This is a genomic window from Pseudomonas sp. URMO17WK12:I7, assembly GCF_003269045.1.
Taxonomy (GTDB): domain Bacteria; phylum Pseudomonadota; class Gammaproteobacteria; order Pseudomonadales; family Pseudomonadaceae; genus Aquipseudomonas; species Aquipseudomonas putida_J.
In genome coordinates this window covers 68,821-92,288 of record NZ_QLTL01000005.1, presented here as the reverse complement: position 1 = coordinate 92,288, position 23,468 = coordinate 68,821, and the positions used below count along the sequence as shown (strand labels likewise).

The window sequence follows — 23,468 nt, the reverse complement described above, 5'->3', positions numbered from 1 at the left end:
CAGCTTTTCAAAGTGTTACTCACAGAGTTATCCACAGTTTGTGCCACGTAGATGGCCCTGTTTCGATCAAGGATGATCCCCATGCCAACTTACCATTCGTCGCCTTGCCCGCCTGCCGAACTGGAGGCACGATTACGCCTGCATCGCCTCCCCGAGACGGGGCTGCGACGCTTTCGTACCTTGCTGGAGGCCTTTGGCAGTGCTTCTTCCGCGCTCAGTGCGCCGGGCTCGGCCTGGCGTGCGTTAGGCATTGGCCAGGCCAGTATCGATGCCCGGCGCAGTGCCGAAGTGCGCGAAGGCGCGCAGGCCGCCATGGCCTGGCTAGAGCGCCCCGGCCAGCATTTACTGATGTGGGACGGGCCTGGCTACCCGGCACTGCTGGGGGAAATCGACGACGCCCCACCGCTACTTTTCGTTGCTGGTGATCCGGCACTGCTCGACCGACCTCAGCTGGCCATTGTGGGCAGCAGGCGTGCCACACCCCCGGCGCTCGACACGGCCAGGGCATTTTCCCGCTACCTTGCCCAGGCGGGTTTCACCATCACCAGCGGCCTCGCGCTGGGTATCGATGGTGCCGCTCATCGGGCGGCGCTGGAGGTCGGAGGGGGCACCATCGGTGTGCTCGGAACGGGCTTGCAAAAACTTTATCCACAGCGCCACCGCGACCTTGCGCAGATGATGATCGACCGGGGCGGCGCATTGGTGTCCGAGTATCCGCTTGATGCCGGGCCTTTGCCGGGCAACTTCCCGCGGCGCAATCGCATCATCAGTGGTTTGTCGCTAGGTGTGCTGGTGGTGGAGGCCAGCCTTGCCAGCGGCTCGTTGATCACCGCCCGCCTGGCAGCTGAACAAGGCCGCGAGGTATACGCCATTCCAGGTTCGATCCATCACCCGGCGGCCAAGGGCTGCCATCAGCTGATCCGCGATGGCGCACTGCTTGTGGAAAGCGTTGAGCAGATCCTGGAAAGCCTGCGCGGTTGGCAGAACCTGCCGCCTGCGGTTGTGAAAAAACCGCTGCATCCGTTGCTTGCCCTGCTGCATGCTGCGCCACAGACTAGCGAGAACCTGGCCCATTTCAGCGACCGGCCGCTGGCCGAAGTACTCGCGCAGCTGACAGAACTGGAGCTCGAAGGCCAGGTCAGCAATGTTGCCGGGCGTTGGTTTGCCCGCGCTGGCTGAGTACACTGCGCTCAAGCAAGGTTTATAGGCGGAGAGACACAAATGGTGAGCAGTTTTCGTGTGCAACAAGCCGCACGTGAGATCCGGGCAGGCGCAGTGATCGCCTACCCGACGGAAGCGGTCTGGGGCCTGGGCTGCGACCCATGGAACGAGGACGCGGTGTATCGCCTGCTGGCGTTGAAGTCGCGGCCTGTGGATAAAGGGCTGATCCTGATCGCCGACAACATCCGCCAGTTCGACTTTCTGTTCGAGGATTTTCCCGAGGACTGGATCGACCGCATGGGTGCCACCTGGCCGGGCCCGAATACCTGGCTGGTGCCGCACCAGGACCTGTTGCCCGAGTGGGTGACCGGGCAGCACGACACGGTGGCACTGCGCGTCAGCGATCACCCGCAGGTGCGTGAGCTCTGTGCGCTGGTCGGCCCGCTGATTTCCACCTCGTGCAATCCAGGCGGGCGGCCGGCGGCGAAGAGCCGCTTGCGGGTGGAGCAGTATTTCCATGGCCAGCTGGACCTGGTGCTGGGTGGTGCGCTGGGCGGGCGGAAGAATCCGAGTGTGATTCGTAACCTCGCCACTGGCGAGGTCGTTCGCCCGGGCTGATACCTACCCACAGGCCTGGCACGGTACCGCTGTGGGAGCGGGTTTACCCGCGAACACCGGCGGAGCCGGTGCCATGCACCGTGGTGCCTTCTTCGCGGGTGAACCCGCTCCCACAGGGGGTATCTACTGGCCCAAGAGCTGTATTCCGCTCAAGGCAGCAGGACGGTAGAGCCTACGGTCCTGCGCGCCGACAACTCCGCCTGCGCCTTCGCCGCCTCACTCAACGGATACCGCTGCTGGATATCCACAACCAGCTTCCCGCTGCCAATCATCGCGAACAGGTCATCAGCCATGGCCTGGGTGTTCTCGGCATTGTTGGCATAGGTCGCCAGCGTCGGCCGGGTGACATACAGCGAACCCTTTTGCGACAGGATCCCCAGGTTCACCCCGCTCACTGCCCCCGAGGCATTGCCGAAGCTCACCATCAACCCGCGCGGCTGCAGGCAGTCCAGCGAGGTCAGCCAGGTGTCGGCACCGACGCCGTCATACACCACCGGGCACTTCTTGCCATCGGTCAGCTCCAGCACTCGCTTGGCCACGTCCTCGCGGCTGTAGTCGATGGTCGCCCACGCCCCCAGCGCCTTGGCCCGCTCGGCCTTTTCGGCGGAGCTCACGGTACCGATCAGCTTGGCGCCCAGGGCCTTGGCCCACTGGCACGCCAGCGAACCCACGCCACCGGCTGCGGCGTGGAACAAGATCACGTCACCCGGTTTGACCTCATAGGTCTGCTTGAGCAGGTACTGCACGGTCAGCCCCTTGAGCATCACCGCCGCCGCCTGCTCGAAACTGATGTTGTCGGGCAGTTTGACCAGGTTGGCCTCGGGCAGCGTATGCACCTCGCTATAGGCGCCCAGAGGGCCTCCGGCATGGGCCACGCGGTCACCGACCTTCAGCCGGGTTACGCCCTCGCCCACGGCCTCGACTACCCCGGCGGCCTCGGTGCCCAGGCCAGAGGGCAGGGACGGCGGTGCGTACAGCCCGCTGCGAAAGTAAGTGTCGATGAAGTTCAGGCCGATCGCATGGTTGCGCACGCGCACCTGCTGCGGCCCGGGTGGGGCGGGGTCGAATTCCACAAGCTGCAGCACTTCCGGGCCGCCATGCTGGCTGAACTGGATACGCTTGGCCATCTCGCACTCCTGTTGTCGGGATCGGGAAAAGGCCTTCTATCGGACGCCTTTGCTTGATCGCCGTCAACTGCGGCGCGCGCGCCGGCGGTGGTATGCTACGCGGCGAATTCTTCCCTGCCCGTTCCTGGTGACCCGATGACTAGCCGCACCGAGGCCGTGAAAGCCTACCTGCTCGACCTGCAAGACCGCATCTGCTCTGCCCTCGAAGCCGAAGACGGCGGCGCCCGCTTCGTCGAGGACGCCTGGGTGCGCGAAGCCGGTGGCGGGGGCCGCACGCGGGTGATCGGTGACGGTAAGCTGATCGAGAAAGGCGGGGTCAACTTCTCCCACGTATTCGGCGCCGGCCTGCCGCCGTCGGCCAGCGCCCACCGCCCGGAACTGGCGGGCCGTGGCTTCGAGGCCCTGGGCGTGTCGCTGGTGATCCACCCACGCAACCCGCATGTGCCGACGTCCCACGCCAACGTGCGTTTCTTCATTGCCGAGAAGGAAGGTGAAGAGGCGGTCTGGTGGTTCGGCGGCGGGTTCGACCTGACCCCCTACTACGGCGTTGAGGAAGACTGCATCCATTGGCACCGCGTGGCAGAGCAGGCCTGCGCGCCATTCGGCGCTGACGTGTACCCGCGCTACAAGGCCTGGTGCGACCGCTACTTCCACCTCAAACACCGCGGCGAGCCGCGTGGCATCGGCGGCCTGTTCTTCGACGACCTGAACGAGTGGGACTTCGACACCTGCTTCGCTTTCCTGCGTGCCATCGGTGATGCCTATGTCGAGGCCTACCTGCCGATCGTCCAGCGCCGCAAGAACACCCCCTTCACGCCGCAGCAGCGCGAGTTCCAGGAATACCGCCGCGGCCGTTACGTGGAGTTCAACCTGGTCTACGACCGTGGCACCCTGTTCGGCCTGCAGTCCGGTGGCCGTACCGAGTCGATCCTCATGTCGCTGCCGCCGCAAGTGCGCTGGGGCTACGACTGGAAGGCCGCACCCGGCAGCGAGGAAGCACGCCTGACCGAATACTTCCTGCAGGATCGCGACTGGCTGGGCCAGTAAGCCTGTGGATAAAAAAGGAATCGTCATGGACCAGTACGTTGTTTTCGGCAACCCCATCGGCCACAGCAAATCGCCGCTGATCCACCGCCTGTTCGCTGAACAGACCGGCCAGGACCTTGAATACGCCACGCTGCTGGCACCGCTGGACGAGTTCAGCGATTGCGCGCGCGGCTTCTTCAAGCAAGGCAGCGGCGGCAACGTCACCGTACCGTTCAAGGAAGAGGCCTACCGCCTGTGCGACAGCCTCACCCCGCGTGCCCAGCGTGCGGGTGCGGTGAACACGCTGAGCAAGCTGGCCGACGGCACGCTGCAGGGCGACAACACCGACGGCGCTGGCCTGGTACGCGACTTGACGGTGAACGCCGGGGTCGAACTTGCCGGCAAGCGCATTCTCATCCTGGGTGCTGGCGGTGCCGTGCGTGGCGTGCTGGAGCCGATCCTGGCGCACCAGCCACAGTCGCTGGTGATTGCCAACCGTACCTTGGAGAAGGCCGAGCAACTGGCACGGGAGTTCGATGAACTGGGGCCGGTGGTGGCCAGCGGGTTTGCCTGGCTGCAGGAGCCAGTGGACGTGATCATCAATGCCACGTCGGCGAGCCTGGCCGGTGAGTTGCCGCCGATTGCCGACAGCCTGGTCGAGGCTGGGCGCACGGTGTGCTACGACATGATGTATGGCAAAGAGCCCACGCCCTTCTGCCAGTGGGCTGAGAAGCTGGGTGCGGCCAAGGTGCTGGATGGGCTGGGCATGCTGGCCGAGCAGGCAGCTGAGGCGTTCTTCATCTGGCGCGGAGTGCGCCCGGATACGGCACCAGTGTTGGCTGAACTGCGCCGGCAACTGGCTCGGGGCTGATCTCTTCCGGGATTGCCCACTCCCTGTGGGAGCGGGTTTACCCGCGAACACCGGCGAAGCCGGTGCCATGCACCGAGCTGGATTCTTCGCGGGTAAACCCGCTCCCACCAGGGGCGGGGGTCAAAGCTTGGCTTTGACGGCCTCCAAGGCATTGCCACCGGATTTGGTGGTTACCCCAGCCAACCACCCTTCCAGCTGCTCGGGGTGCTGCTTCACCCAAGCCTTGGCCGCCTCATCGAAGTTGATCTTCTTATCCACAACCTCGGCCATGATGGTGTTTTCCATGTCCAGGGTGAAACTCAGGTTGCCCAGCAGCTTTGCCGCATTCGGGCAGGCTTGTGGATAACCCTTGCGGGTCAGGGTGAACACCTCGCCCTTGCTGCCGAACCACTTCTCGCCGCCAGTCAGGTAGTGCATCTTCAACTTCACGTTCATCGGATGCGGCGTCCAGCCGAGGAAGGTGATGAACTGCTGTTTCTTCACCGCCCTATCCACCTGCGCCAGCATCGCCTGCTCACTGGATTCCACCAGCTTCCACTGGCCCAGGTTGAATTCGTTCTTGTCGATGATTTCCTTCAGCGACAGGTTCGCTGGCGCGCCGGAGCCGATGCCGTACAGCTTCTTGTCGAACTGGTCGGCGTACTTCTGCAGGTCGGCGAAGTCTTTCACCCCGGCATTCCACACGTAATCCGGCACCGCCAGGGTGAACTCTGTGCCTTCCAGGTTGCGCGACAACGGCTGCACATCGCCATTGGCGATGAACTTGTCATGGAAGCCTTGCTGCGCCGGCATCCAGTTGCCAAGGAAGGCATCGACCCGCCCGTCCTTGAGGCCGCCATAGATGATCGGCACGGCCAGGCTGTCGATCTTCACCTGGTAGCCCAGGCTTTCCAGCAGCAGCCGGGCCACGGCGTTGGTCGAGGCGATATCGCTCCAGCCGGGGTCGGCCATCTTCACGGTGCTGCATTGTGTGTCGTTGTCTGCGGCGTGGGCCGTGGCGGTGGCCAGAGCCAGGGCGAACACGACGGTGGAGAACTTCTGCATGGCGGCCTCTCTTCTCAATCCATGGGGGCGGGCTGTGGATAACGTGCCTTGCGCTCGAGGTCGTCGAGATCGATATGGTTGCGCATGTACTGTTGGCTGGCGTCCACCCACGGTTGGTGGTCCCAGCTTGTCAGCTTGCCGATGGCCAGCGCCTCGGCCACCAGGCGCCGGCGGCGCTGGCTGGCCAGAACTTGCTGGCGCAGGCTGGGGATATCCCAGCGCTGGTGTGCTTCATCGACAAATGCCTGCAGCAGCACCTGGTGGTCCGGGCTGCTGGTGAGGTTCTCCCGCTCGTGCGGGTCGCGGCTCAGGTCGTAGAGTAAGCAAGGGTCGTCTTCGCTGTACACGAATTTGTAAGGCCCACGGCGGATCATCATCAGCGGGCCGACGGTGCCTTCGGCCATGTATTCGCCGATCACCTCGTCGTGGCCGCCCTGCCCTTGCAGGTGGCCGAGGAGCGAGCGGCCGTCCAGGTGCAGATGGTTATCCACAGCACCGCCGGCCAGTTCGACCAGGGTCGGCAGCAAGTCGCAGGTCGATACCGAGGCGCTGATGCGGCTTGCGGCGAAGCGCTTGGGTGCATGCACCAGCAGCGGCACACGGGCCGACATCTCGAACCAGTGCATCTTGTACCAGAGCCCGCGCTCGCCGAGCATGTCACCGTGGTCGCCGGAGAACACGATCAGGGTGTCGTCGGCCAGGTTGCATTCTTCCAGGGTCTGCAGCAGCTGACCGATGTTGTCGTCGATGTAGCTGCAGGCGCCGAAGTAGGCACGGCGGGCATCGCGAATCTTGTCCACAGGCAGCGGCGTGTTCCACAGGTCGTAGACCTTGAGCAGGCGCTGCGAGTGCGGGTCCAGTTCTGCCTGGCTGAATTCGGCGCGGGGCATGGGGATATCCACAGCCGCGTAGCGATCCCAGTAGCGTTTGGGGATGGTGTACGGATCGTGCGGGTGAGTCATGGACACAGTAAGGCAGAACGGTCGGCCATCGTTCTCGCGCACATGGTCGTAGAGGTACTGGCGCGCCTTGAACACCACTTCCTCGTCGAAATCCAGCTGGTTGGTGCGCACGCAGGGCCCGGCCTGCAGCACCGAGGACATGTTGTGATACCAGCTCGGGCGCACGTCGGGTTCATCCCAGTTCACTGCCCAGCCGTAGTCGGCCGGATAGATGTCGCTGGTCAGGCGCTCCTCGTAGCCGTGCAACTGGTCCGGGCCACAGAAGTGCATCTTGCCCGAGAGCGCGGTGCGGTAACCCAGGCGGCGCAAGTAGTGTGCATAAGTGGGTACGTCTGCGGGGAAGTCGGCCGCGTTGTCGTAGGCGCCGATACGGCTCGGCAGCTGCCCGCTGACCAAGGTGAAGCGCGACGGAGCGCACAGTGGGCTGTTGCAGTAGGCCGAATCGAACACTACCGCCTGTTCAGCGAGGCGGCTGAGATGTGGCATCTGAATCGGCGAAGGGCCGTAGATCGGCAGCAGGGGCGCGGCCATCTGGTCGGCCATGATGAACAGGATATTCGGGCGCGTCATGGTGGCTTCCATCGTTGAGGATTATGCGAACCGCTTGCCTACCAAGATGCGACTGTGGATAACATGGGTAAAGCCCATGGCGGGCAATGTCTGGGATTAGCTGAGCTTATGTTTGACCACCTTGCCGAGTTGTCGCTGGATACCTTGCGTGTGTTCGAGGCCGCTGCCCGGCTGCGCGGTTTCACGGCGGCGGCGTTGGCGCTTGGAACCACCCAGCCGGCGGTGAGCCAGCAGGTAAAGCGCCTGGAGGCGCAGCTGGGCACACGCCTGTTCGATCGGATCTACCGCGGCATTGAGCTGACCGAGGCAGGCCAGCTGCTGTTCGAGCAGGTGCATCAAGGTTTGCAGGCTATGGATGACGGCATCGCCCTGGCCAGTGGGCGCGGCCAGCGCGAAGTGCTTCAAGTGGCCACGGACTTTGCTTTCGCGGCGTTCTGGCTGATGCCTCGGCTGCAGCGCTTTCACGAAGCTTATCCACAGGTGGACGTTAGCCTGGTGACCGGTGAGCGCAGCCAGGGGATGCTGCGCCCGGATATCGATGTGGCGGTGCTGTTTGGCGATGGGCGCTTTCACCAGGGCGAGAGCCGATGGTTGTTCGACGAAGAGGTTTTCCCGGTCTGCAGCCCGCGACTGACTCATGGCAAACCCTTGTCAGCCGTGGCTTTGCAGCGGTTGCCGTTGCTCCACTTACGCGGCGAGCAGGCCAGCCGCTGGTTTGATTGGGCGGGGGTGTTTCGCGGGTTTGGCGTGGCCAGCCCGCCGCCGACTGGGCAGTTGCGGTTCGACAACTACACATTGCTGATTCAGGCGGCGATTGCTGGCCAGGGGGTTGCCATTGGCTGGGGGCATCTGGTGGATGGGCTGGTGGAGCAGGGGTTGCTGTGCCGGCCTTTGCAGGGGAGTTTGCGCTCGGCTCGGGGCTATTACGCGGTGCTGCCGCCGCGCAAGCGGCGTGGGGCATTGATCGAGCGGTTTGTGGATTGGCTGGAGCAAGAGCGCAGCCTGTGACATCCCGGGGCCGCTTTGTGGCCCATCGCCGGCAATCTAGACCACGAAGTTCAAATGCTCGCCCCGATGCAGGTCCAGCTCCAGAATGTCCACCATCCCCGCCGCCACACGTGCCAAGCCCTCATCCGCCAGCGTTCGCGGCCTGTTGATCAATGTCCAGCGCAATGCGCTGCGCTGCAGCCCGTCGACTACCTGATCCGCACATTCACGTTCGGCCTCGCCATAGTCGCCCGGCACATCCAGCACGTCGAAATCGCCCACCAGCAACAGCCGGCGTATAGTCGTGCGGGCCAGCCCGGCCATCAGCGCTTCGCTCATCCGCGCCTGCGCTGCCAGATCTCCCGGCGCCAGCAGGGCAATCACCGCCGAACCCCCGGCTGCGCCCTGCTCTACCTGGTCGGCATCGTCCAGCGCGCCTATCTTCAAATGCAGGCCAGGGCGAGGCGTATGGCGGTTGAGGTCGTCAACCACCGCAATGACCTCATGCTGGCGCGCCAGCAGCTCGGTCGTCAGGGCGTTGCCCAGGCTGCTTTCAGCCCCGAACAGCACCAGTTTGAACACTGGGGTTTCGGCATTTTTCACCGCATCACTCTCTTTGCAAGTGGGGTGATGGTTGGACCGCAATCAGGAGTTATCGTGCAGAGGATCAAGGGTTACCACGCCCACATTTACTACGACGCATCCACCCTCGAGCAGGCCCGCGAGCTGTGCGAGGAGGCGGCGCGGTTGTTTCCCGTGACCATGGGGCGCATGCACCAGAAACCGGTCGGACCGCACCCGGACTGGAGCTGCCAGCTGGCCTTCGAGCCGGAATTCGTGGGGGTGGTGTTGCCTTGGTTGGCGCTGTATCGGAAGGGACTAGTGGTGTTTCTGCATCCGCTCACGGGTGATGAGTTGGCGGATCACCGCGATCATGCGATCTGGATGGGGGCTGTGCGGCCTTTGAATCTCACGATATTTGGCGGCTAGCTTCTTCGCGTCAAAGCCCGCTCCCACAGGTACTGCACAGCCTTCGAGAGCGGCGCAGTCACTGTGGGAGCGGGCGTGCCCGCGAAGCAGGCAACGCGGTTCAGCGGCGGGCGCCGCGCACGCCTTCGGCCAGTGCCGAGCACAGGCTCAGCACGTCATGGACGGCCTGACCGGGCTCCTTGGCCTGGGCAATCTTGTCGACCAGCGCCGAACCCACCACCACACCATCGGCCAGGCGTGCGATCGCGGCAGCCTGCTCCGGCGTACGAATACCGAAACCAACGCTGATCGGCAGGTCGGTATGCCGACGCAGGCGGGCAATTGCCTCGGTCACGTGCTCGGTAGTTGCGGATCCGGCGCCGGTCACCCCAGCCACTGACACGTAGTAGACAAAGCCGGAGCTGCGCTCCAGCACACGCGGCAGGCGCGCATCGTCTGTAGTCGGAGTGGTCAGGCGGATGAAGTCGATGCCCGCAGCCTGGGCCGGGGTGGCCAGCTCGGCGTCGTGCTCGGGCGGCAGGTCGACGATGATCAGGCCATCGACGCCAGCTGCCTTGGCTTCGGCGACGAACTTATCCACACCGAAGCGATGGATGGGGTTGTAGTAGCCCATCAGCACGATCGGCGTGGTGTGGTTATCCACACGGAATTCGCGAACCATCTGCAGGGTCTTGGCCAGGGTCTGGCCGGCTTCCAGGGCGCGCAGGGTGGCGAGCTGGATGGCCACGCCGTCGGCCATCGGGTCGGTGAACGGCATGCCCAGTTCGATCACATCGGCGCCGGCAGCCGGCAGGCCCTTGAGGATCTGCAGCGAAGCGTCGTAGCCCGGGTCGCCAGCAGTGACGAAGGTGACCAGCGCGGAGCGGCCTTCGGCCTTCAGCTCGGCGAAGCGTTGTTCAAGACGGCTCATGCCTGTTTCTCCTGGGCTGCCATGTGGTTCATCACGGTTTGCATGTCTTTGTCGCCGCGGCCGGACAGGCAGATCACCATCAGGTGATCCTTGGGCAGGTTCGGTGCGCGCTTGATCGCTTCGGCCAGGGCATGGGAGCTTTCCAGCGCCGGAATGATGCCTTCCAGGCGGCAGGTGGCATGGAACGCATCCAGCGCTTCGTCGTCGGTGATGCTGACGTATTCGACGCGCTTCACTTCGTGCAGGTAGGCGTGCTCCGGGCCGATGCCCGGGTAGTCGAGGCCGGCGGAAATCGAGTGGGCGTCGGTGATCTGGCCGTCATCGTCCTGCAGCAGGTAGGTACGGTTGCCGTGCAGCACGCCCGGTACGCCGCCGTTCAGGCTGGCGGCGTGCTTGTCGGTGTGCACGCCGTGGCCACCGGCTTCGACGCCGATGATCTGCACGCTCGGTTCTTCGAGGAACTCATGGAACAGGCCCATGGCGTTGGAGCCACCGCCAACGCAGGCGATCAGGCTGTCCGGCAGGCGGCCTTCCTTCTCTTGCAGCTGGGCGCGGGTTTCCTTGCCGATGATCGACTGGAAATCGCGGACCATCGCCGGGTACGGGTGTGGGCCGGCCACGGTGCCGATCAGGTAGAAGGTGTCGTCGACGTTGGTGACCCAGTCGCGCAGGGCCTCGTTCATGGCGTCTTTCAGGGTACCGGTACCCGCGGTGACCGGGACGATCTCTGCTCCCAGCAGCTTCATGCGGAACACGTTGGCCTGCTGGCGCTCGATGTCGGTGGCACCCATGTAGATCACGCAGGGCAGGCCAAAGCGTGCAGCAACGGTGGCGGTGGCCACGCCGTGCATGCCGGCGCCGGTTTCAGCGATCAGGCGCTTCTTGCCCATGCGCTTGGCCAGCAGCACCTGGCCGATGCAGTTGTTCACCTTGTGCGCGCCGGTGTGGTTGAGTTCTTCACGCTTGAAGAAGATCTTCGCACCGCCGCAGTGCTCGGTCAGGCGTTCGGCGAAGTACAGCGGGTTCGGGCGGCCGATGTAGTCGCGCTGGAAGTAGGCGAGCTCTTCGAGGAACTTCGGGTCGGCCTTGGCCGCTTCGTATTCGCGGGCCAGGTCCAGCACCAGCGGCATCAGGGTTTCGGCCACGTAGCGGCCGCCGAATGAGCCGAACAGGCCGTTGGCGTCGGGGCCGGGACGGTATTGGGACTGGGTCATGGGGCGCTCCAGGGCGTAATGAATGGGTGATGGGCTTTACTCTAACCACGGCAAGCCCGGCTGAAAACCGATAAGATTGCGCAAACTCGTCAGAAAAACTCACAGGTAAAATGGCCCACGACCTCCCTCCTCTCAATGCCCTGCGGGCCTTCGAGGCCACTGCCAGGCTCAACAGTGTCAGCCAGGCGGCCGAGGCGCTGCACGTCACCCACGGCGCCGTCAGCCGGCAGATCAAGGTGCTGGAAGAGCACCTGGGCGTGGCCCTGTTCGTCAAGGACGGGCGCGGCATCAAACTCACAGATGCCGGGGTGCGCCTGCGTGACGCAAGTGGTGAGGCGTTCGACCGCCTGCGCAGTGTGTGCGCTGAGTTGAGCCGGGATGTGAGCGAGGCACCGTTCGTGCTGGGTTGTTCCGGCAGCTTGCTGGCGCGTTGGTTCATCCCCCGATTGGGGCGGTTGAAGGCTGACCTGCCCGAACTGCGCCTGCACCTGTCGGCAGGCGAAGGCGATCTCGATCCCCGTCGGCCGGGGCTGGATGCGTTGCTGGTGTATGCCGAACCGCCGTGGCCGGCGGACATGCAGGTCCACGTGCTGGCGAAGGAGCGCATCGGCCCTGTGCTGAGCCCACACTTCGCCGGCTTCGACCGCTTGCAGGCCGCACCCGCCAAAGCCCTGCTGGATGAAGCCCTGCTGCATACCACTTCGCGGCCGCAGGCTTGGCCAACCTGGGTGGCAGAACAAGGCCTGGAGGCTGGCTCGTTGAAGTACGGCCAGGCGTTCGAGCATTTGTATTACTTGCTGGAGGCGGCGGTTGCCGGCCTGGGTGTCGCGATTGCGCCACAACCCCTGGTGGCCGATGACTTGCGGGCAGGCCGCTTGAGTGCACCTTGGGGTTTTTCGCCGACCCCTGCCGCGCTGGCGCTGTGGGTGCCCCGGCGCGCCGCAGACGGGCGCGCCGAGCAGCTGGCGCAGTGGCTACGCGCCGAGCTGGCCAGGCAGAGCGCTTAGTTGCGCTTGCACAGCAGGTACGCCGCCAGCAGGCCCAGCGCGCCTATGGCAACGCCCGCTGTGGTGTACGGGTGCTCCTGGGCGTAGTCGCGGGTGGCGATGCCGGTCTGGCGGGTGCGCTCTTTGACTTCTTCATAGGCATCGCTGATCAGGCTGCGCGAGTGGCGCAGCGCGCTTTCGGCGTTGCTGCGCATGGCCTTCACTGACTTCTGGGTTTCCTCGGACGCATCGTGCTTCAGGTTCTCCAGGCTTTTCAGGAGGCTTTCGATCTCCGCTTCCATGCTTTCCAGGGACGTTTTACGCAGCGAGTTGCGGTGCATGTTGACTCTCCTTTGCAGTATGGGCTGTAAGGATTGCGACCCCCGGGCTACGGGAAAGTGCGATCGAACTTTATCGAAAGGCGGCGGCTCGCAGGTAAACCAGGCCTGCGCTGCTAGGCTCAATTTCACTGTCACCCAAGGAGAGCGCTCATGACCGATCATCACACCTACAAGAAGATCGAGCTGGTGGGTTCGTCTGCCACCAGTATCGAAGAGGCGATCAACAATGCCTTGGCCGAAGCCGGCAAGAGCATCAAACACCTGGAGTGGTTCGAAGTGGTCGAGACCCGTGGCCATATCCGCGATAACAAAGCGGCGCATTTCCAGGTCACGCTGAAGGTTGGCTTCCGTATCGCCAACAGCTGAAACATTCCCGGGCTGGAATAGCCTGGCGTGATGGCGTTATAACTCCGGAGGGCGCCTCAGCGGCGCCCTTTTGGTCTTTTCTCATCTGTACAAGGAATGCGATCGATGAAGAAACTGATGCTGGCTGTGGGTTTGATGGCTTTGGCGGGCGGTGCGATGGCGGCCGGGAAACCGTGCGAAGAGCTCAAGGCGGAGATCGCAGCGAAGCTGGATGCCAAGGGTGTGAAGGGCTACAAGCTGGAGGTCGTCAACAAGGGCGAGCCGGCCGGCAAGGTGATAGGCAGCTGTGAGGGCGGTAGCAAGGAGATTGTCTACCGCCGTGGCTGATGCGTTGCATTCTTCGCGGGGTTACCCGCGAAGAAGGTCAATCGCTTTTCAAGGCCTGCGCCATCAGCTCATAGGACCGGATCCGGTCCGCATGCTCATACAAGTCACAGGTAAAGATCAGTTCATCCGCCCCGGTCTGCTCCAGCAGCACCTCCACCTTGGCCCTGACCTTCTGCGGGCTGCCGATCATCGCCAGGCCCAGGAAACTTCCCACCGCGTCACGCTCATGGGGTAACCACAGCCCATCCATGCTCGGCACAGGTGGTTTCTGCATCAGGCTTTGTCCGCGAATCAACGCCAGGATGCGCTGGTATACCGAGGTGGCCAGGTACTCGGCCTGCTCGTCGGTGTCTGCCACGACCATCGGAATGCCCAGCATCACATAGGGCTTGTCCAGCGTGGTTGATGGCTTGAAGTGGGCGCGATAGATGCGGATCGCCTCATGCATGTAGCGCGGGGCGAAGTGCGAGGCAAAGGCGTACGGCATGCCGCGCATGCCTGCCAGTTGGGCGCTGAACAGGCTGGAACCAAGCAGCCACAGGGGCACGTCGGTGTCGTGGCCGGGTACGGCGATCACTTTTTGATCATCGGTGCGCGGGCCGAGGTAGCGCGACAGCTCCTCGACGTCATCCGGGAAATCGTCGGCGCTGCCAGCGCGGTCGCGGCGCAAGGCGTAGGCCGTCATCTGGTCGGAGCCAGGCGCGCGGCCAAGGCCCAAGTCGATACGCCCGGGATACAGGCTGGCCAATGTGCCGAACTGCTCGGCAATCACCAGCGGCGCATGGTTGGGTAGCATGATGCCGCCGGAACCGACACGGATGGTCGAAGTTCCTCCTGCCAAGTAGCCGATCAGCACCGAAGTGGCCGAACTGGCGATGCCGTCCATGTTGTGGTGCTCGGCCACCCAGAAGCGGTTGTAGCCAAACCGTTCGACATGCCGGGCCAGGTCCAGCGAGTTGTGCAGTGATTGCGCCGGGCCTTTGTCGGCGCGCACTGGCACCAGGTCGAGGGTAGAAATCTTCAGGTCACGCAGCTGCGTCATCGGAGCCTCCGCAAGAGTGGTTGGCCCGCAGGCCCTTTTGACTGTGTATGGGCAGATTTGGAGGATTCAATGCTCACTGCGCGATTGCTCTGAACTTGCTGTAGGACGCTGACCTCGAAAATGTAGGTAAGTAACCCTACGACCAGGAGGCATCATGAAAAAGACAGCATCGGCGATCTGGCAAGGTGGCCTGAAGGATGGCAAAGGCCTGCTTTCAACTGAAAGTGGTGCACTCAAGCAGAACCCATACGGTTTCAATACCCGTTTCGAGGGCTCGCCCGGGACCAACCCGGAAGAGCTGATTGGCGCGGCCCATGCGGGTTGCTTCTCGATGGCGCTGTCGATGATGCTCGGTGAGGCCGGGTTGACTGCGGATCGCATCGATACCATTGCTGAAGTCACGCTGGACAAACAACCCGACGGCTTTGCCATCACTGCCGTGCACCTGATTCTCAAGGCCAAGGTGCCAGGGGCCAGCGAGGCGCAGTTCCTCGAAATCGCCAACAAGGCCAAGGCCGGTTGCCCGGTGTCGAAGGTGCTGAATGCAAAGATCAGCCTGGACGCCACGTTGGTGGGCTAGGCGGCGCAACGGCGGCGGTTTGCTGTAGTCTAAACAGCGTCGGCAGCGCAGCTGCCTTGCCAGGAGCCGTTCCATGATTCGCGTAGCAATCGCCGTGCTGGCTTCGCTTGTGGCCACTTCTGCATTGGCGGCGGTGAAACCGTGCGAAGAACTCAAGGCTGAGATCGAAGCCAAGATCCAGGCCCAGGGTGTCACGTCCTACACCTTGGAAATCGTGCCCAACAGTGAGGTCAAGGATCAGAACATGATCGTCGGTACTTGCGATGGCGGGACGAAGAAGATCATTTACCAGAAAAACGATCGTTGAATGACTGGGGCCGCATTGCGGCCCCAGTGTTTGTTACGGAATGCAGAACACGTCGCTCGGCTCGTTCACCACCACCTTGCGACTGGCGTCGTATAGCAGCACCTGCGGGTCCATCACTGGCGCTCGCGCCTCTAGCCGATAGCGTTCACCCGCCTTGAAGTCATCGAAGCGTACAGTCAGGTAACAGGTACGATCTTTCGGGCTGGTGAGCATGCCGCCGGCATAGATCTCGTAATCGAACCGCACCACCAGTTCATGTTTGCCGGGGGTTATCTGGAAGTAGCGGCCATCGTCCAGGCGCTGACCATCCAGGCGGTCGGCCATCAGCAGGCGGCCAGGGGTGACGGTGTAGAGATCGACCCAGGCCTTGCTGGGGTCGACGGGGGGCAAGGGGCTGGCGCAAGCCCCCAGTGCACTGAGGGCGATCAGCATCATGGGCTGGCGCATGGCAAAACTCCCACTCGCGATACACGAGTTACAAGCATAGCGCCGTTTGTGTCGTTCAGGTGCGTTGGCAACCTGCTGGCAGGCCCTGACCGACCAGCTTCTGCTGGTGGTCGTAGAGTTTGATCCATGGGCGGAAGCCGATACTGCCGGCATGCAGCTGGTAGCGCTGGCCGGCGCTGAAGTCCTTGAAGGTCAGCTTGACCTGGCAATCACGCCACAGTGGCTCGTCGACCGGGCCGATATTGCTCGGCGTGACCGGGAACTGGTAGCGCACGGTCAGCTCGTGGCTGCCGGGTTGCACTTCGAAGTAGCGGCTATCGGCCCATTCGCGCTCGTCCACCTGGGTGGCGTCCAGCGAAGTATCGCCGTAAGGGGTGAGGTCTACCCAGGCCAGGTTCGGGTCCGGGTCCGGCAGGGTCGAACAGGCAGACATCAGCAGCAATGAGCTGGTGACCAACAGTGCACGCATGGCGAAACTCCCCCTTGGCGAGATAGTCTTGGAGCGCATAGGCCTTGAGCGAGTTGGATAGCCCCAGATGGATCTCTTTGTTCTTTTCAAGCGCTCAGGCCCTGGGCCACTCGACCGCTTTTTCAGGCGTTTGGTTCCGCTGCTGGGTGCCTTTCTGCTGAACGGTTGCAGCACCCTTGGGTATTACGGCCAGCTGGCCGAGGGGCAATGGCAGTTGCTGCGGGCGCGCCAACCTGTGGACCAGGTGATCGCCGACCCGGCCAGCAGCCCGCGCTTGCGTGATCGCCTCGCGCATGCAGAAAAAGCACGGTTGTTTGCCAGCGAACAGCTGAAGCTGCCTGATAACCGCAGTTACCGGCTCTACGCCGACCTGCAACGCCCCTATGTGGTGTGGAACGTGTTCGCCACACCTGAGTTGTCGCTGCAGCCGGTCACTCACTGCTTCCCCGTCGCTGGCTGCGTCGCTTACCGGGGCTATTACCGCCAGGGCGCTGCGCGGGGGGCGGCGGCGGTGATGCGCCAGCAAGGCCTGGACGTGTACGTGAGCGGTGTCGAGGCATACTCGACGCTGGGCTGGTTCGATGACCCGATCCTGTCGTCGATGGTCGGCTGGGGGGATGAGCGGCTGGCCACGCTGATCTTCCATGAGCTGGCTCATCAGCGCTTTTATGTGCAGGACGACACCGAGTTCAACGAGTCGTTTGCCACCTTCGTCGAGCAGGAAGGCACGCGGCAATGGCGTGCAGCGCGTGGGCTTGCGCCGGTCAGCGCGGATAAGTTGCAGCAGAGCGACCAGTTCACCCGCTTGGTGCTGGCCAGCCGCGAGCGGTTGCAGGCGATCTATGCCGGGCCGCAGGACGATGCGCACAAGCGGGAGGCCAAGCAGGCGGAGTTCGAGCGTTTGCGGGCTGAGTACAAGCAGGTGCGGGACAGCCAGTGGAATGGCGACAAGCGCTATGACGCCTGGATCTATGCGCCGTTGAGCAATGCCAAGCTGTTGCCGTTCGGGCTTTATGACCAGTGGGTGCCGGCGTTTGCGGCCCTCTTCCGGGAGGTAAACGGGGATTGGGGGAGGTTTTACGAGCGGGTCGAGGCTTTGGGGCGGTTGCCGATCGAGGAAAGGAAAGCCGCGTTGCAGCGGCTGATGTGAGTTTTTGAGATTTTGGGGCGGCTCTGCGGCCCTTTCGCGACACAAGGCCGCTCCTACAAGGGATTGCGTGCTCCAGTAGGAGCGGCCGTGTGTCGCGCAAGAGCTGCAACCCAGCCCCATGGCCCTCAGCCTTGAATAAAGGCCTGATGCATATCGGCCACGGTAGCGAAGTGGAAAGCCGGCTCCTCGGCTACCAGCTCTTCCCGGCTACCGAACCCATACCCCACCGCCACCGCCTGCAAGCCATTGCTGCGAGCCCCGATCAGGTCATGCTTGCGGTCGCCGATCATCAGCGTCTGCGCCGGATCGAGCCCTTCTTCGTCCAGCAAGTGGCGGATCAGCTCGACCTTGTTGGTTCGTGTGCCGTCCATTTCGCTACCGTAGATCACCTTGAAGTGGTGGTCGAAAGCGAAGTGCCGGGCAATTTCACGGGCGAATTCCCAGGGTTTGGAGGTGGCGATGTACAGCCTCCGGCCCTGGCCATTCAGCGCTTCGAGCAGCTCTGGTACTCCCTCGAACACCAGGTTTTCGTACAGGCCGGTGACCCGGAATCGTTCCCGGTAGAAGTTCACCGCTTCCCACGCCTTGGCTTCATCGAAGCTGTAGAACTGCATGAAAGCCTGCAGCAGAGGCGGGCCGATGAAATGTTCAAGGCGGGCCAGGTCGGGCTCGTCGATGCCCAGCTTGGCCAAGGCGTACTGGATCGAGCGGGTGATCCCCAGACGTGGGTCGGTCAACGTGCCGTCGAGGTCGAAGAGAATATTCTGCTGGTGCATGTGCGTCTCGGTAGTCGGGTTCATTCCGGTTGGTCGTAGCCTTCGGCCAGGTGCTGGTCCTTGAGCTTGACGTAGTTGCCGGCGCTGTAAGGGAAGAAGGCGTGCTCCTGGTCGTTGAGCAGGCGGACTTGTTTAACCGGGCTGCCCATGTACAGGTAGCCACTGACCAGGCGTTTGCCGGGCGGTACCAAGCTGCCGGCACCGATGATGACTTCGTCTTCGACAATGGCGCCATCCATGATGGTGCTGCCCATGCCGACCAGAATGCGGTTGCCCAGGGTGCAGCCATGCAGCATGACCTTGTGGCCGATGGTCACCTCGTCACCGATGATCAGCGGAAAACCGTCGGGGTTGAAGGGCCCTGCGTGGGTGATGTGCAGCACGCTGCCGTCCTGCACGCTGGTGCGTGCGCCAATGCGGATGCGGTGCATGTCGCCGCGGACCACCGTCAGCGGCCAGATAGAGCTGTCTTCACCGATTTCCACATCGCCCAGGACCACCGCCGACCGGTCGACAAAAGCCCTGAGTCCCACTTTCGGAGTGTGTTGCTGGAAGCTGCGGATGGCCATGATAGCGTCTCTCATCTGTGCCGATAGGCAGGCTGCCTGCTGCGGTCGGCGTCGATTGTAATTAAGATGGGGCAGTGTTTCTCCTGCCAAGGTATCCGAACCGTGAGTGCGAACAACCCGCTTCTGCAGTCCTACGATCTGCCGCCCTTCTCGCAAATCCGTGCCGAACACGTGTTGCCGGCGATCGAAGCGATCCTGGCCGACAACCGTAAAGCCATTGCCGAGATCCTCGAACAGCAGGGCAGCAACCCTACCTGGGCCGGCCTGGTGCTGGCCATGGACGAACTGAACGACCGCCTGGGTGCCGCCTGGAGCCCGGTCAGCCACCTAAATGCTGTGTGCAACAGCCAGGAGCTGCGCGAGGCTTATGAGTCTTGCCTGCCAGCGCTGAGTGCCTACTCTACCGAACTGGGCCAGAACCGTGCGCTGTTCGAAGCCTATCAGGCGTTGCTCAGCAGCCCGGAAGCCGCGGGTTTCGACGTGGCGCAGAAGACTATCCTCGACCACGCCCTGCGTGACTTCCGCCTGTCGGGCATCGACTTGCCGGCCGACCAGCAGCAGCGTTATGCCGAAGTGCAAAGTAAGCTCAGCGAGCTGGGCAGCCGCTTCTCCAATCAGCTGCTCGACGCCACCCAGGCCTGGACCAAGCACGTCACCGACGAATCCGTGCTGGCCGGCCTGACCGATTCGGCCAAGGCGCAGATGGCCGCTGCCGCCCAGGCCAAGGGCCTCGACGGCTGGCTGATCACCCTGGAATTCCCCAGCTACTATGCGGTGATGACTTACGCCAGCGACCGCGCCCTGCGCGAAGAGCTGTACGCCGCCTACTGCACCCGTGCCTCGGACCAGGGCCCGAATGCCGGCCAGTTCGACAACGGCCCGGTCATGCAGCAGATCCTCGACCTGCGCCAGGAGCTGGCGCAATTGCTGGGTTACCCGAACTACGCTGAACTGAGCCTGGCCACCAAGATGGCCGAGTCCAGCGACCAGGTGCTGAGCTTCCTGCGTGACCTGGCCAAGCGTTCCAAGCCATTCGCCGCCCAGGACCTGGAGCAGCTCAAGGCCTACGCCGCCGAGCAGGGTACCCCCGAGCTGGCCAGCTGGGACGCCGGCTACTTCGGCGAAAAGCTGCGCGAGCAGCGTTACAGCGTGTCGCAGGAAGCCCTGCGCGCCTACTTCCCGATCGACAAGGTGCTCAGCGGCCTGTTCAGCATCGTGCAGCGCCTGTACGGCATCGAGATCGCCGAACTCAAAGGCTTCGACAGCTGGCACCCGGACGTTCGCCTGTTCGAGATCACGGAAAACGGCCAGCACGTCGGCCGCTTCTTCTTCGACCTCTACGCCCGCGCCAACAAGCGTGGCGGTGCCTGGATGGACGGCGCCCGCGACCGCCGCCGTACCGCTGGCGGCGAGCTGCAGAGCCCGGTCGCCAACCTGGTGTGCAACTTCACCCCGGCTGCGCCTGGCAAGCCAGCGCTGCTGACCCACGATGAAGTCACCACCCTGTTCCACGAATTCGGCCACGGCCTGCACCACATGCTGACCCGCATCGAGCACGCCGGTGTTTCCGGCATCAACGGTGTGGCCTGGGACGCAGTCGAACTGCCGAGCCAGTTCATGGAAAACTGGTGCTGGGAGCCGGAAGGCCTGGCGCTGATCTCCGGCCATTACGAAACCGGTGCAGCCTTGCCCCAGGACCTGCTGGACAAGATGCTGGCGGCGAAGAACTTCCAGTCCGGCATGATGATGGTGCGTCAGCTGGAGTTCTCGCTGTTCGACTTCGAGTTGCACGCCAGCCACGGCGATGGCCGCAGCGTGCTGCAGGTGCTCGAGGGCGTGCGTGACGAGGTGTCGGTGATGCGCCCACCGGCGTACAACCGCTTCCCCAATAGCTTCGCGCACATCTTCGCTGGCGGTTATGCGGCCGGCTACTACAGCTACAAGTGGGCTGAAGTGCTGTCGGCCGACGCCTTCTCGCGCTTCGAGGAAGAAGGCGTGCTGAATGCCGAGACCGGCCGTGCGTTCCGCGAAGCGATCCTGGCCCGCGGCGGCTCGCGTGAGCCCATGGAGCTGTTCGTGGACTTCCGTGGGCGTGAGCCTTCCATTGATGCATTGCTGCGCCACAGTGGCCTGACCGAGGACGCTGCGGCATGACCGAGGTAGCTGTGAACAAGACCAAGAAACGCTTCATCGCCGGGGCGGTGTGCCCGGCGTGCAGCGAGCCCGACAAGCTGATGATGTGGAGCGAAGACGACGTGCCGCATCGCGAGTGCGTGGCCTGTGGCTTCACCGACACCCTCAACGAGCAGGGCCTGTCGGTGCCCAAGGAACTCGGTACGCGGGTCAATCAGCTGGCGCCGAAGGCGACGCCGGCCAAGGTCCAGACCGTGCAGTTCTTCCCTAACCCGAAGCTGAAGAAACCGGCTGAATAAAGCCGTCTTGCCTGCCTGGGCCATGTGCCCAGGCAGGCATGCCCATGCCGCTCGCCGGTAGTAGATACTCAGGCCATTTCTCCCTCGCCAGCCATGCATGCTCGCTTGCTCCTCGACATGAGCAAGGTGAAGTACCGTGGACAACCCTCTGCTGCAAAGCAGCCAAAATCCGATCGACTATCCATCGATTACCCTCGAAAACATGGCTGACGCCTTCGATTACGTGCTAGAGGCGCATGAGCAAGGCATTGCGCGGATCATCGAGCGGCAGCAGGCCCTTCCTACCTGGGACGACCTAGTGCTGGCGGTAGATGACCTGGACGCACAGCTACTGGCAGTGCTCTACGCGTGTTTGCCACTTGTGGGCAAGGGCGCTGACTGGGGGCAGGCATTGGGCAGCTATTTCGACAAGGTGGTAACGCGCTTCGACCAGAAGTTCTGCAACAGTCGGCTGCAGGTCTTGTATGAGCGTTTGGCGAGCACGGCCAACGGCGTGAACCTGGATGCCGCCAAGCGTGCCACCCTGCGCTGGCACCTCCGCAAGTTCGCTATAAGCGGCGCCGCGCTGGCAGAACAGGACAAACCCCGTCTTGCCCAGTTGCAGGCTCAGATTGGCGCGCTGCGGGCAACCTATCTGGGCAATATAGGCCGGCCTGGGCTGCTGATTGAAAACGAGGCGCAGTTGCAGGGGCTGCCGCAAAGGCTGCGCGAGGAGCTGGCGGCACAGGCTAAAGCGGCTGGGGAACGAGGCTGGCTCATTGCGTGTGAAACCGCCGTCACCGAGGCAGTCCTAAACCAGGCGCAGCATCGCCCGCTACGCGAAAGGGTCTATCGCGCCTTTCACCTGCGCGGTGTAAGCAGCGATGCTCAAGCGGATAACGGTACCCACCTACAGCGGTTGGCACAGCTGCTGGACGAGAAAGCCCGTTTGTTGGGCTACGCCAGTCACCTCGAACTCAGCCTGCTTGCCAAGAGCGCCGGCTCGGCCAGTCAGGTACGCGAATTTCTGTATGCACTGGCAAAGGATCTGCGCCCTGCGCTGGAGCAATGGCGTGCGGGTCTTCAACGACAGGCAGTGGTTCAACACCTGCAACAGGTCGAACCCTGGGATGTTGGCTATCTACAGAACCGTGGCGGCGAGGTGCAGGCTGACACCGAGTTCCGCGAGCACTTCCCGCTGAAAACGGTAGTGGCGGCCCTGGTCGACCTGGCGCAGCGACTCTTTGCCCTTGAGCTGCAGCCCGTGGCACTGGCGACGTGGGACGCTAGCGTGCAAACCTTCGAGGTTTGGCAGGATCACGCCCGTGTTGGTTTCTTCTACCTGGATGCAGTTCAGCATGCTGGCAAGCAGGCCGATGCGGTGTATACCAACTATGTCCGTAACCGCCGGGTGGATGCCGAGGGTATCTATCACGCAGCGGTGGTGGTGGTGAACAGTGATATTCCAGCTGCACTGGCGGGCGCCGAGCCGCTGTTGGATCACCTGTCGCTGCGCAAGCTGTACCACGAGTTCGGCCATGCCCTGCATCACCTGTTGGTACGCACCGGCAACCATGTCATGTCCAACGTGACCGAACTGGGTACCGATGGTGTGGAGCTTTTCGGCAAGTTGTTCGAGCGTTGGGTGTGGGATGCACGCTACCTGGCCTCCATTGCCACGCCGCGCCGGGATGGCAGCGGCATGAGCCAGACCGAGGCTGAACGCTTCCTGGGTCAGTATCGCCAAGCCGACATCGGGGACAGTGGGCGTGACCTGAGCCTGGCACTCTTCGATCTGGACCTGCATGACACGCCGTTGGACGGCAGAAGCCTGGCTCAGCGCCTGGCCGATGCGCGCGAGCGTTGTGGGTATTGGCCGTTGGCTGATTTCGAGCGGCCCGCCCATGCCTTCGATCACCTGGTCACTGGTTACGATGCAGGTTTTTATGCCTACCTATGGGCCGATGTTCATGCATTCGACCTGTTTACCCGCTTCGAAGCCAATGGCTTGCTGAACCGTGCCACAGGCAAGGCATTGCAGGAGGCGCTGTTCGAGCCGGGTGCGTCACGCCCGCTGAGGGAGGGGCTGGAAACCTTCCTCGGGCGCTCGCCCAACCAGCAAGCCTATTTGCGCTGGCACGGCGTGTCCTGATCGGAGGGGCTGGTCATATCGCAGGGATGCGGATACTGTATATGAATACAGTATCAGGGGTTAGC

At 63.2% G+C, this 23,468-nt stretch carries 27 protein-coding genes; 15 read left to right on the top strand and 12 right to left on the bottom strand.

What is annotated here, in order from left to right; translation table 11 throughout:
* The first annotated feature begins 81 nt into the window (after positions 1-81).
* The gene (gene dprA / locus H040_RS08205) at positions 82-1,179 is read left to right on the top strand and encodes a DNA-processing protein DprA (RefSeq protein ID WP_027917135.1); all 1,098 of its coding nucleotides are present in this window, start codon (positions 82-84) and stop codon (positions 1,177-1,179) included.
* A gap of 42 nt (positions 1,180-1,221) precedes the next feature.
* Positions 1,222-1,779 carry an L-threonylcarbamoyladenylate synthase gene (locus H040_RS08200; RefSeq protein WP_027917136.1) on the top strand — a complete coding sequence of 186 codons (558 nt, stop codon included), beginning with the start codon at positions 1,222-1,224 and terminating at the stop codon, positions 1,777-1,779.
* A 149-nt stretch (positions 1,780-1,928) separates the two neighbouring features.
* Here H040_RS08200 and H040_RS08195 read toward each other — a convergent pair whose 3' ends face one another.
* The gene (locus H040_RS08195; protein ID WP_027917137.1) at positions 1,929-2,906 is read right to left on the bottom strand and encodes an NADPH:quinone reductase; all 978 of its coding nucleotides are present in this window, start codon (positions 2,904-2,906) and stop codon (positions 1,929-1,931) included.
* Positions 2,907-3,041: 135 nt separating this feature from the next.
* Here H040_RS08195 and hemF point away from each other — a divergent pair, with 135 nt between their 5' ends.
* Positions 3,042-3,953, top strand: a complete 912-nt coding sequence (gene hemF / locus H040_RS08190; protein WP_027917138.1) for an oxygen-dependent coproporphyrinogen oxidase — start codon at positions 3,042-3,044, stop codon at positions 3,951-3,953.
* A 25-nt stretch (positions 3,954-3,978) separates the two neighbouring features.
* Entirely contained in the window at positions 3,979-4,803 is an 825-nt protein-coding gene (gene aroE / locus H040_RS08185; protein WP_027917139.1) for a shikimate dehydrogenase, read from the top strand.
* Between the two features lie 120 nt (positions 4,804-4,923).
* Here aroE and choX read toward each other — a convergent pair whose 3' ends face one another.
* Positions 4,924-5,847 carry a choline ABC transporter substrate-binding protein gene (gene choX, locus H040_RS08175; protein WP_027917140.1) on the bottom strand — a complete coding sequence of 308 codons (924 nt, stop codon included), beginning with the start codon at positions 5,845-5,847 and terminating at the stop codon, positions 4,924-4,926.
* Between the two features lie 14 nt (positions 5,848-5,861).
* Positions 5,862-7,379, bottom strand: a complete 1,518-nt coding sequence (gene betC, locus H040_RS08170) for a choline-sulfatase (RefSeq protein ID WP_027917141.1) — start codon at positions 7,377-7,379, stop codon at positions 5,862-5,864.
* A gap of 108 nt (positions 7,380-7,487) precedes the next feature.
* Between betC and H040_RS08165 the strand changes: the two genes are divergently transcribed.
* Positions 7,488-8,387, top strand: a complete 900-nt coding sequence (locus H040_RS08165) for a choline sulfate utilization transcriptional regulator (protein WP_027917142.1) — start codon at positions 7,488-7,490, stop codon at positions 8,385-8,387.
* 36 nt (positions 8,388-8,423) lie between these two features.
* Here H040_RS08165 and H040_RS08160 read toward each other — a convergent pair whose 3' ends face one another.
* Positions 8,424-8,969, bottom strand: coding sequence for an NAD(P)-dependent oxidoreductase (locus H040_RS08160; protein WP_027917143.1), 546 nt, complete (start codon positions 8,967-8,969; stop codon positions 8,424-8,426).
* A gap of 54 nt (positions 8,970-9,023) precedes the next feature.
* Here H040_RS08160 and H040_RS08155 point away from each other — a divergent pair, with 54 nt between their 5' ends.
* Positions 9,024-9,356 carry a DOPA 4,5-dioxygenase family protein gene (locus H040_RS08155; RefSeq protein ID WP_027917144.1) on the top strand — a complete coding sequence of 111 codons (333 nt, stop codon included), beginning with the start codon at positions 9,024-9,026 and terminating at the stop codon, positions 9,354-9,356.
* 100 nt (positions 9,357-9,456) lie between these two features.
* On the opposite strand, the gene trpA is transcribed toward H040_RS08155, so the two are convergent.
* Positions 9,457-10,266 (bottom strand): tryptophan synthase subunit alpha, encoded by an 810-nt coding sequence (gene trpA, locus H040_RS08150; protein WP_027917145.1) that lies wholly within the window; start codon positions 10,264-10,266, stop codon positions 9,457-9,459.
* Positions 10,263-11,480, bottom strand: a complete 1,218-nt coding sequence (gene trpB / locus H040_RS08145) for a tryptophan synthase subunit beta (protein ID WP_027917146.1) — start codon at positions 11,478-11,480, stop codon at positions 10,263-10,265. Before trpB ends, trpA begins: the two co-directional genes overlap by 4 nt.
* Positions 11,481-11,590: 110 nt before the next feature.
* On the opposite strand from trpB, the gene H040_RS08140 reads away from it, so the two are divergent.
* Complete coding sequence (locus H040_RS08140; RefSeq protein ID WP_027917147.1) at positions 11,591-12,487, top strand: LysR family transcriptional regulator; 897 nt, start codon at positions 11,591-11,593, stop codon at positions 12,485-12,487.
* On the opposite strand, the gene H040_RS08135 is transcribed toward H040_RS08140, so the two are convergent.
* On the bottom strand, positions 12,484-12,807 hold the full coding sequence (locus H040_RS08135; RefSeq protein WP_027917148.1) for a DUF883 family protein: 324 nt from the start codon (positions 12,805-12,807) through the stop codon (positions 12,484-12,486). The genes H040_RS08140 and H040_RS08135 overlap by 4 nt on opposite strands.
* A 150-nt stretch (positions 12,808-12,957) precedes the next feature.
* Between H040_RS08135 and H040_RS08130 the strand changes: the two genes are divergently transcribed.
* Both H040_RS08130 and H040_RS08125 read left to right on the top strand, forming a co-directional pair.
* Positions 12,958-13,173, top strand: a complete 216-nt coding sequence (locus H040_RS08130; RefSeq protein ID WP_027917149.1) for a dodecin — start codon at positions 12,958-12,960, stop codon at positions 13,171-13,173.
* Positions 13,174-13,278: 105 nt separating this feature from the next.
* The gene (locus tag H040_RS08125; protein WP_027917150.1) at positions 13,279-13,500 is read left to right on the top strand and encodes a DUF1161 domain-containing protein; all 222 of its coding nucleotides are present in this window, start codon (positions 13,279-13,281) and stop codon (positions 13,498-13,500) included.
* Positions 13,501-13,537: 37 nt separating this feature from the next.
* On the opposite strand, the gene H040_RS08120 is transcribed toward H040_RS08125, so the two are convergent.
* On the bottom strand, positions 13,538-14,542 hold the full coding sequence (locus H040_RS08120) for an LLM class flavin-dependent oxidoreductase (protein WP_027917151.1): 1,005 nt from the start codon (positions 14,540-14,542) through the stop codon (positions 13,538-13,540).
* Positions 14,543-14,696: 154 nt separating this feature from the next.
* Between H040_RS08120 and H040_RS08115 the strand changes: the two genes are divergently transcribed.
* On the top strand, positions 14,697-15,122 hold the full coding sequence (locus H040_RS08115) for an OsmC family protein (RefSeq protein WP_027917152.1): 426 nt from the start codon (positions 14,697-14,699) through the stop codon (positions 15,120-15,122).
* Positions 15,123-15,195: 73 nt separating this feature from the next.
* Entirely contained in the window at positions 15,196-15,429 is a 234-nt protein-coding gene (locus H040_RS08110; RefSeq protein WP_027917153.1) for a DUF1161 domain-containing protein, read from the top strand.
* A gap of 33 nt (positions 15,430-15,462) precedes the next feature.
* Here H040_RS08110 and H040_RS08105 read toward each other — a convergent pair whose 3' ends face one another.
* Together H040_RS08105 and H040_RS08100 are read right to left on the bottom strand one after the other, a co-directional pair.
* Positions 15,463-15,876 carry a PA0061/PA0062 family lipoprotein gene (locus tag H040_RS08105; protein ID WP_027917154.1) on the bottom strand — a complete coding sequence of 138 codons (414 nt, stop codon included), beginning with the start codon at positions 15,874-15,876 and terminating at the stop codon, positions 15,463-15,465.
* Between the two features lie 55 nt (positions 15,877-15,931).
* Positions 15,932-16,345 (bottom strand): PA0061/PA0062 family lipoprotein, encoded by a 414-nt coding sequence (locus H040_RS08100; protein ID WP_027917155.1) that lies wholly within the window; start codon positions 16,343-16,345, stop codon positions 15,932-15,934.
* A 67-nt stretch (positions 16,346-16,412) separates the two neighbouring features.
* On the opposite strand from H040_RS08100, the gene H040_RS08095 reads away from it, so the two are divergent.
* The gene (locus tag H040_RS08095) at positions 16,413-17,495 is read left to right on the top strand and encodes an aminopeptidase (protein WP_027917156.1); all 1,083 of its coding nucleotides are present in this window, start codon (positions 16,413-16,415) and stop codon (positions 17,493-17,495) included.
* Between the two features lie 125 nt (positions 17,496-17,620).
* Here the strand turns inward: H040_RS08095 and H040_RS08090 are convergent, their stop codons facing one another.
* Both H040_RS08090 and H040_RS08085 read right to left on the bottom strand, forming a co-directional pair.
* Positions 17,621-18,271 carry an HAD family hydrolase gene (locus H040_RS08090; RefSeq protein ID WP_027917157.1) on the bottom strand — a complete coding sequence of 217 codons (651 nt, stop codon included), beginning with the start codon at positions 18,269-18,271 and terminating at the stop codon, positions 17,621-17,623.
* 20 nt (positions 18,272-18,291) lie between these two features.
* A complete protein-coding gene (locus H040_RS08085) occupies positions 18,292-18,840 on the bottom strand; it encodes a gamma carbonic anhydrase family protein (protein ID WP_027917158.1) in 549 nt (182 codons plus the stop codon).
* Positions 18,841-18,942: 102 nt separating this feature from the next.
* Here H040_RS08085 and prlC point away from each other — a divergent pair, with 102 nt between their 5' ends.
* The 3 genes from prlC (at position 18,943) to H040_RS08070 (ending at position 23,403) form a co-directional block, all read left to right on the top strand.
* Positions 18,943-20,994: an oligopeptidase A gene (gene prlC, locus H040_RS08080; protein ID WP_027917159.1), complete on the top strand. Its 2,052-nt coding sequence runs from the start codon at positions 18,943-18,945 to the stop codon at positions 20,992-20,994.
* Positions 20,991-21,272 (top strand): YheV family putative zinc ribbon protein, encoded by a 282-nt coding sequence (locus H040_RS08075; protein ID WP_027917160.1) that lies wholly within the window; start codon positions 20,991-20,993, stop codon positions 21,270-21,272. Before prlC ends, H040_RS08075 begins: the two co-directional genes overlap by 4 nt.
* Before the next feature lie 136 nt (positions 21,273-21,408).
* Positions 21,409-23,403: a M3 family metallopeptidase gene (locus H040_RS08070; protein WP_027917161.1), complete on the top strand. Its 1,995-nt coding sequence runs from the start codon at positions 21,409-21,411 to the stop codon at positions 23,401-23,403.
* Positions 23,404-23,468 lie beyond the last annotated feature (65 nt).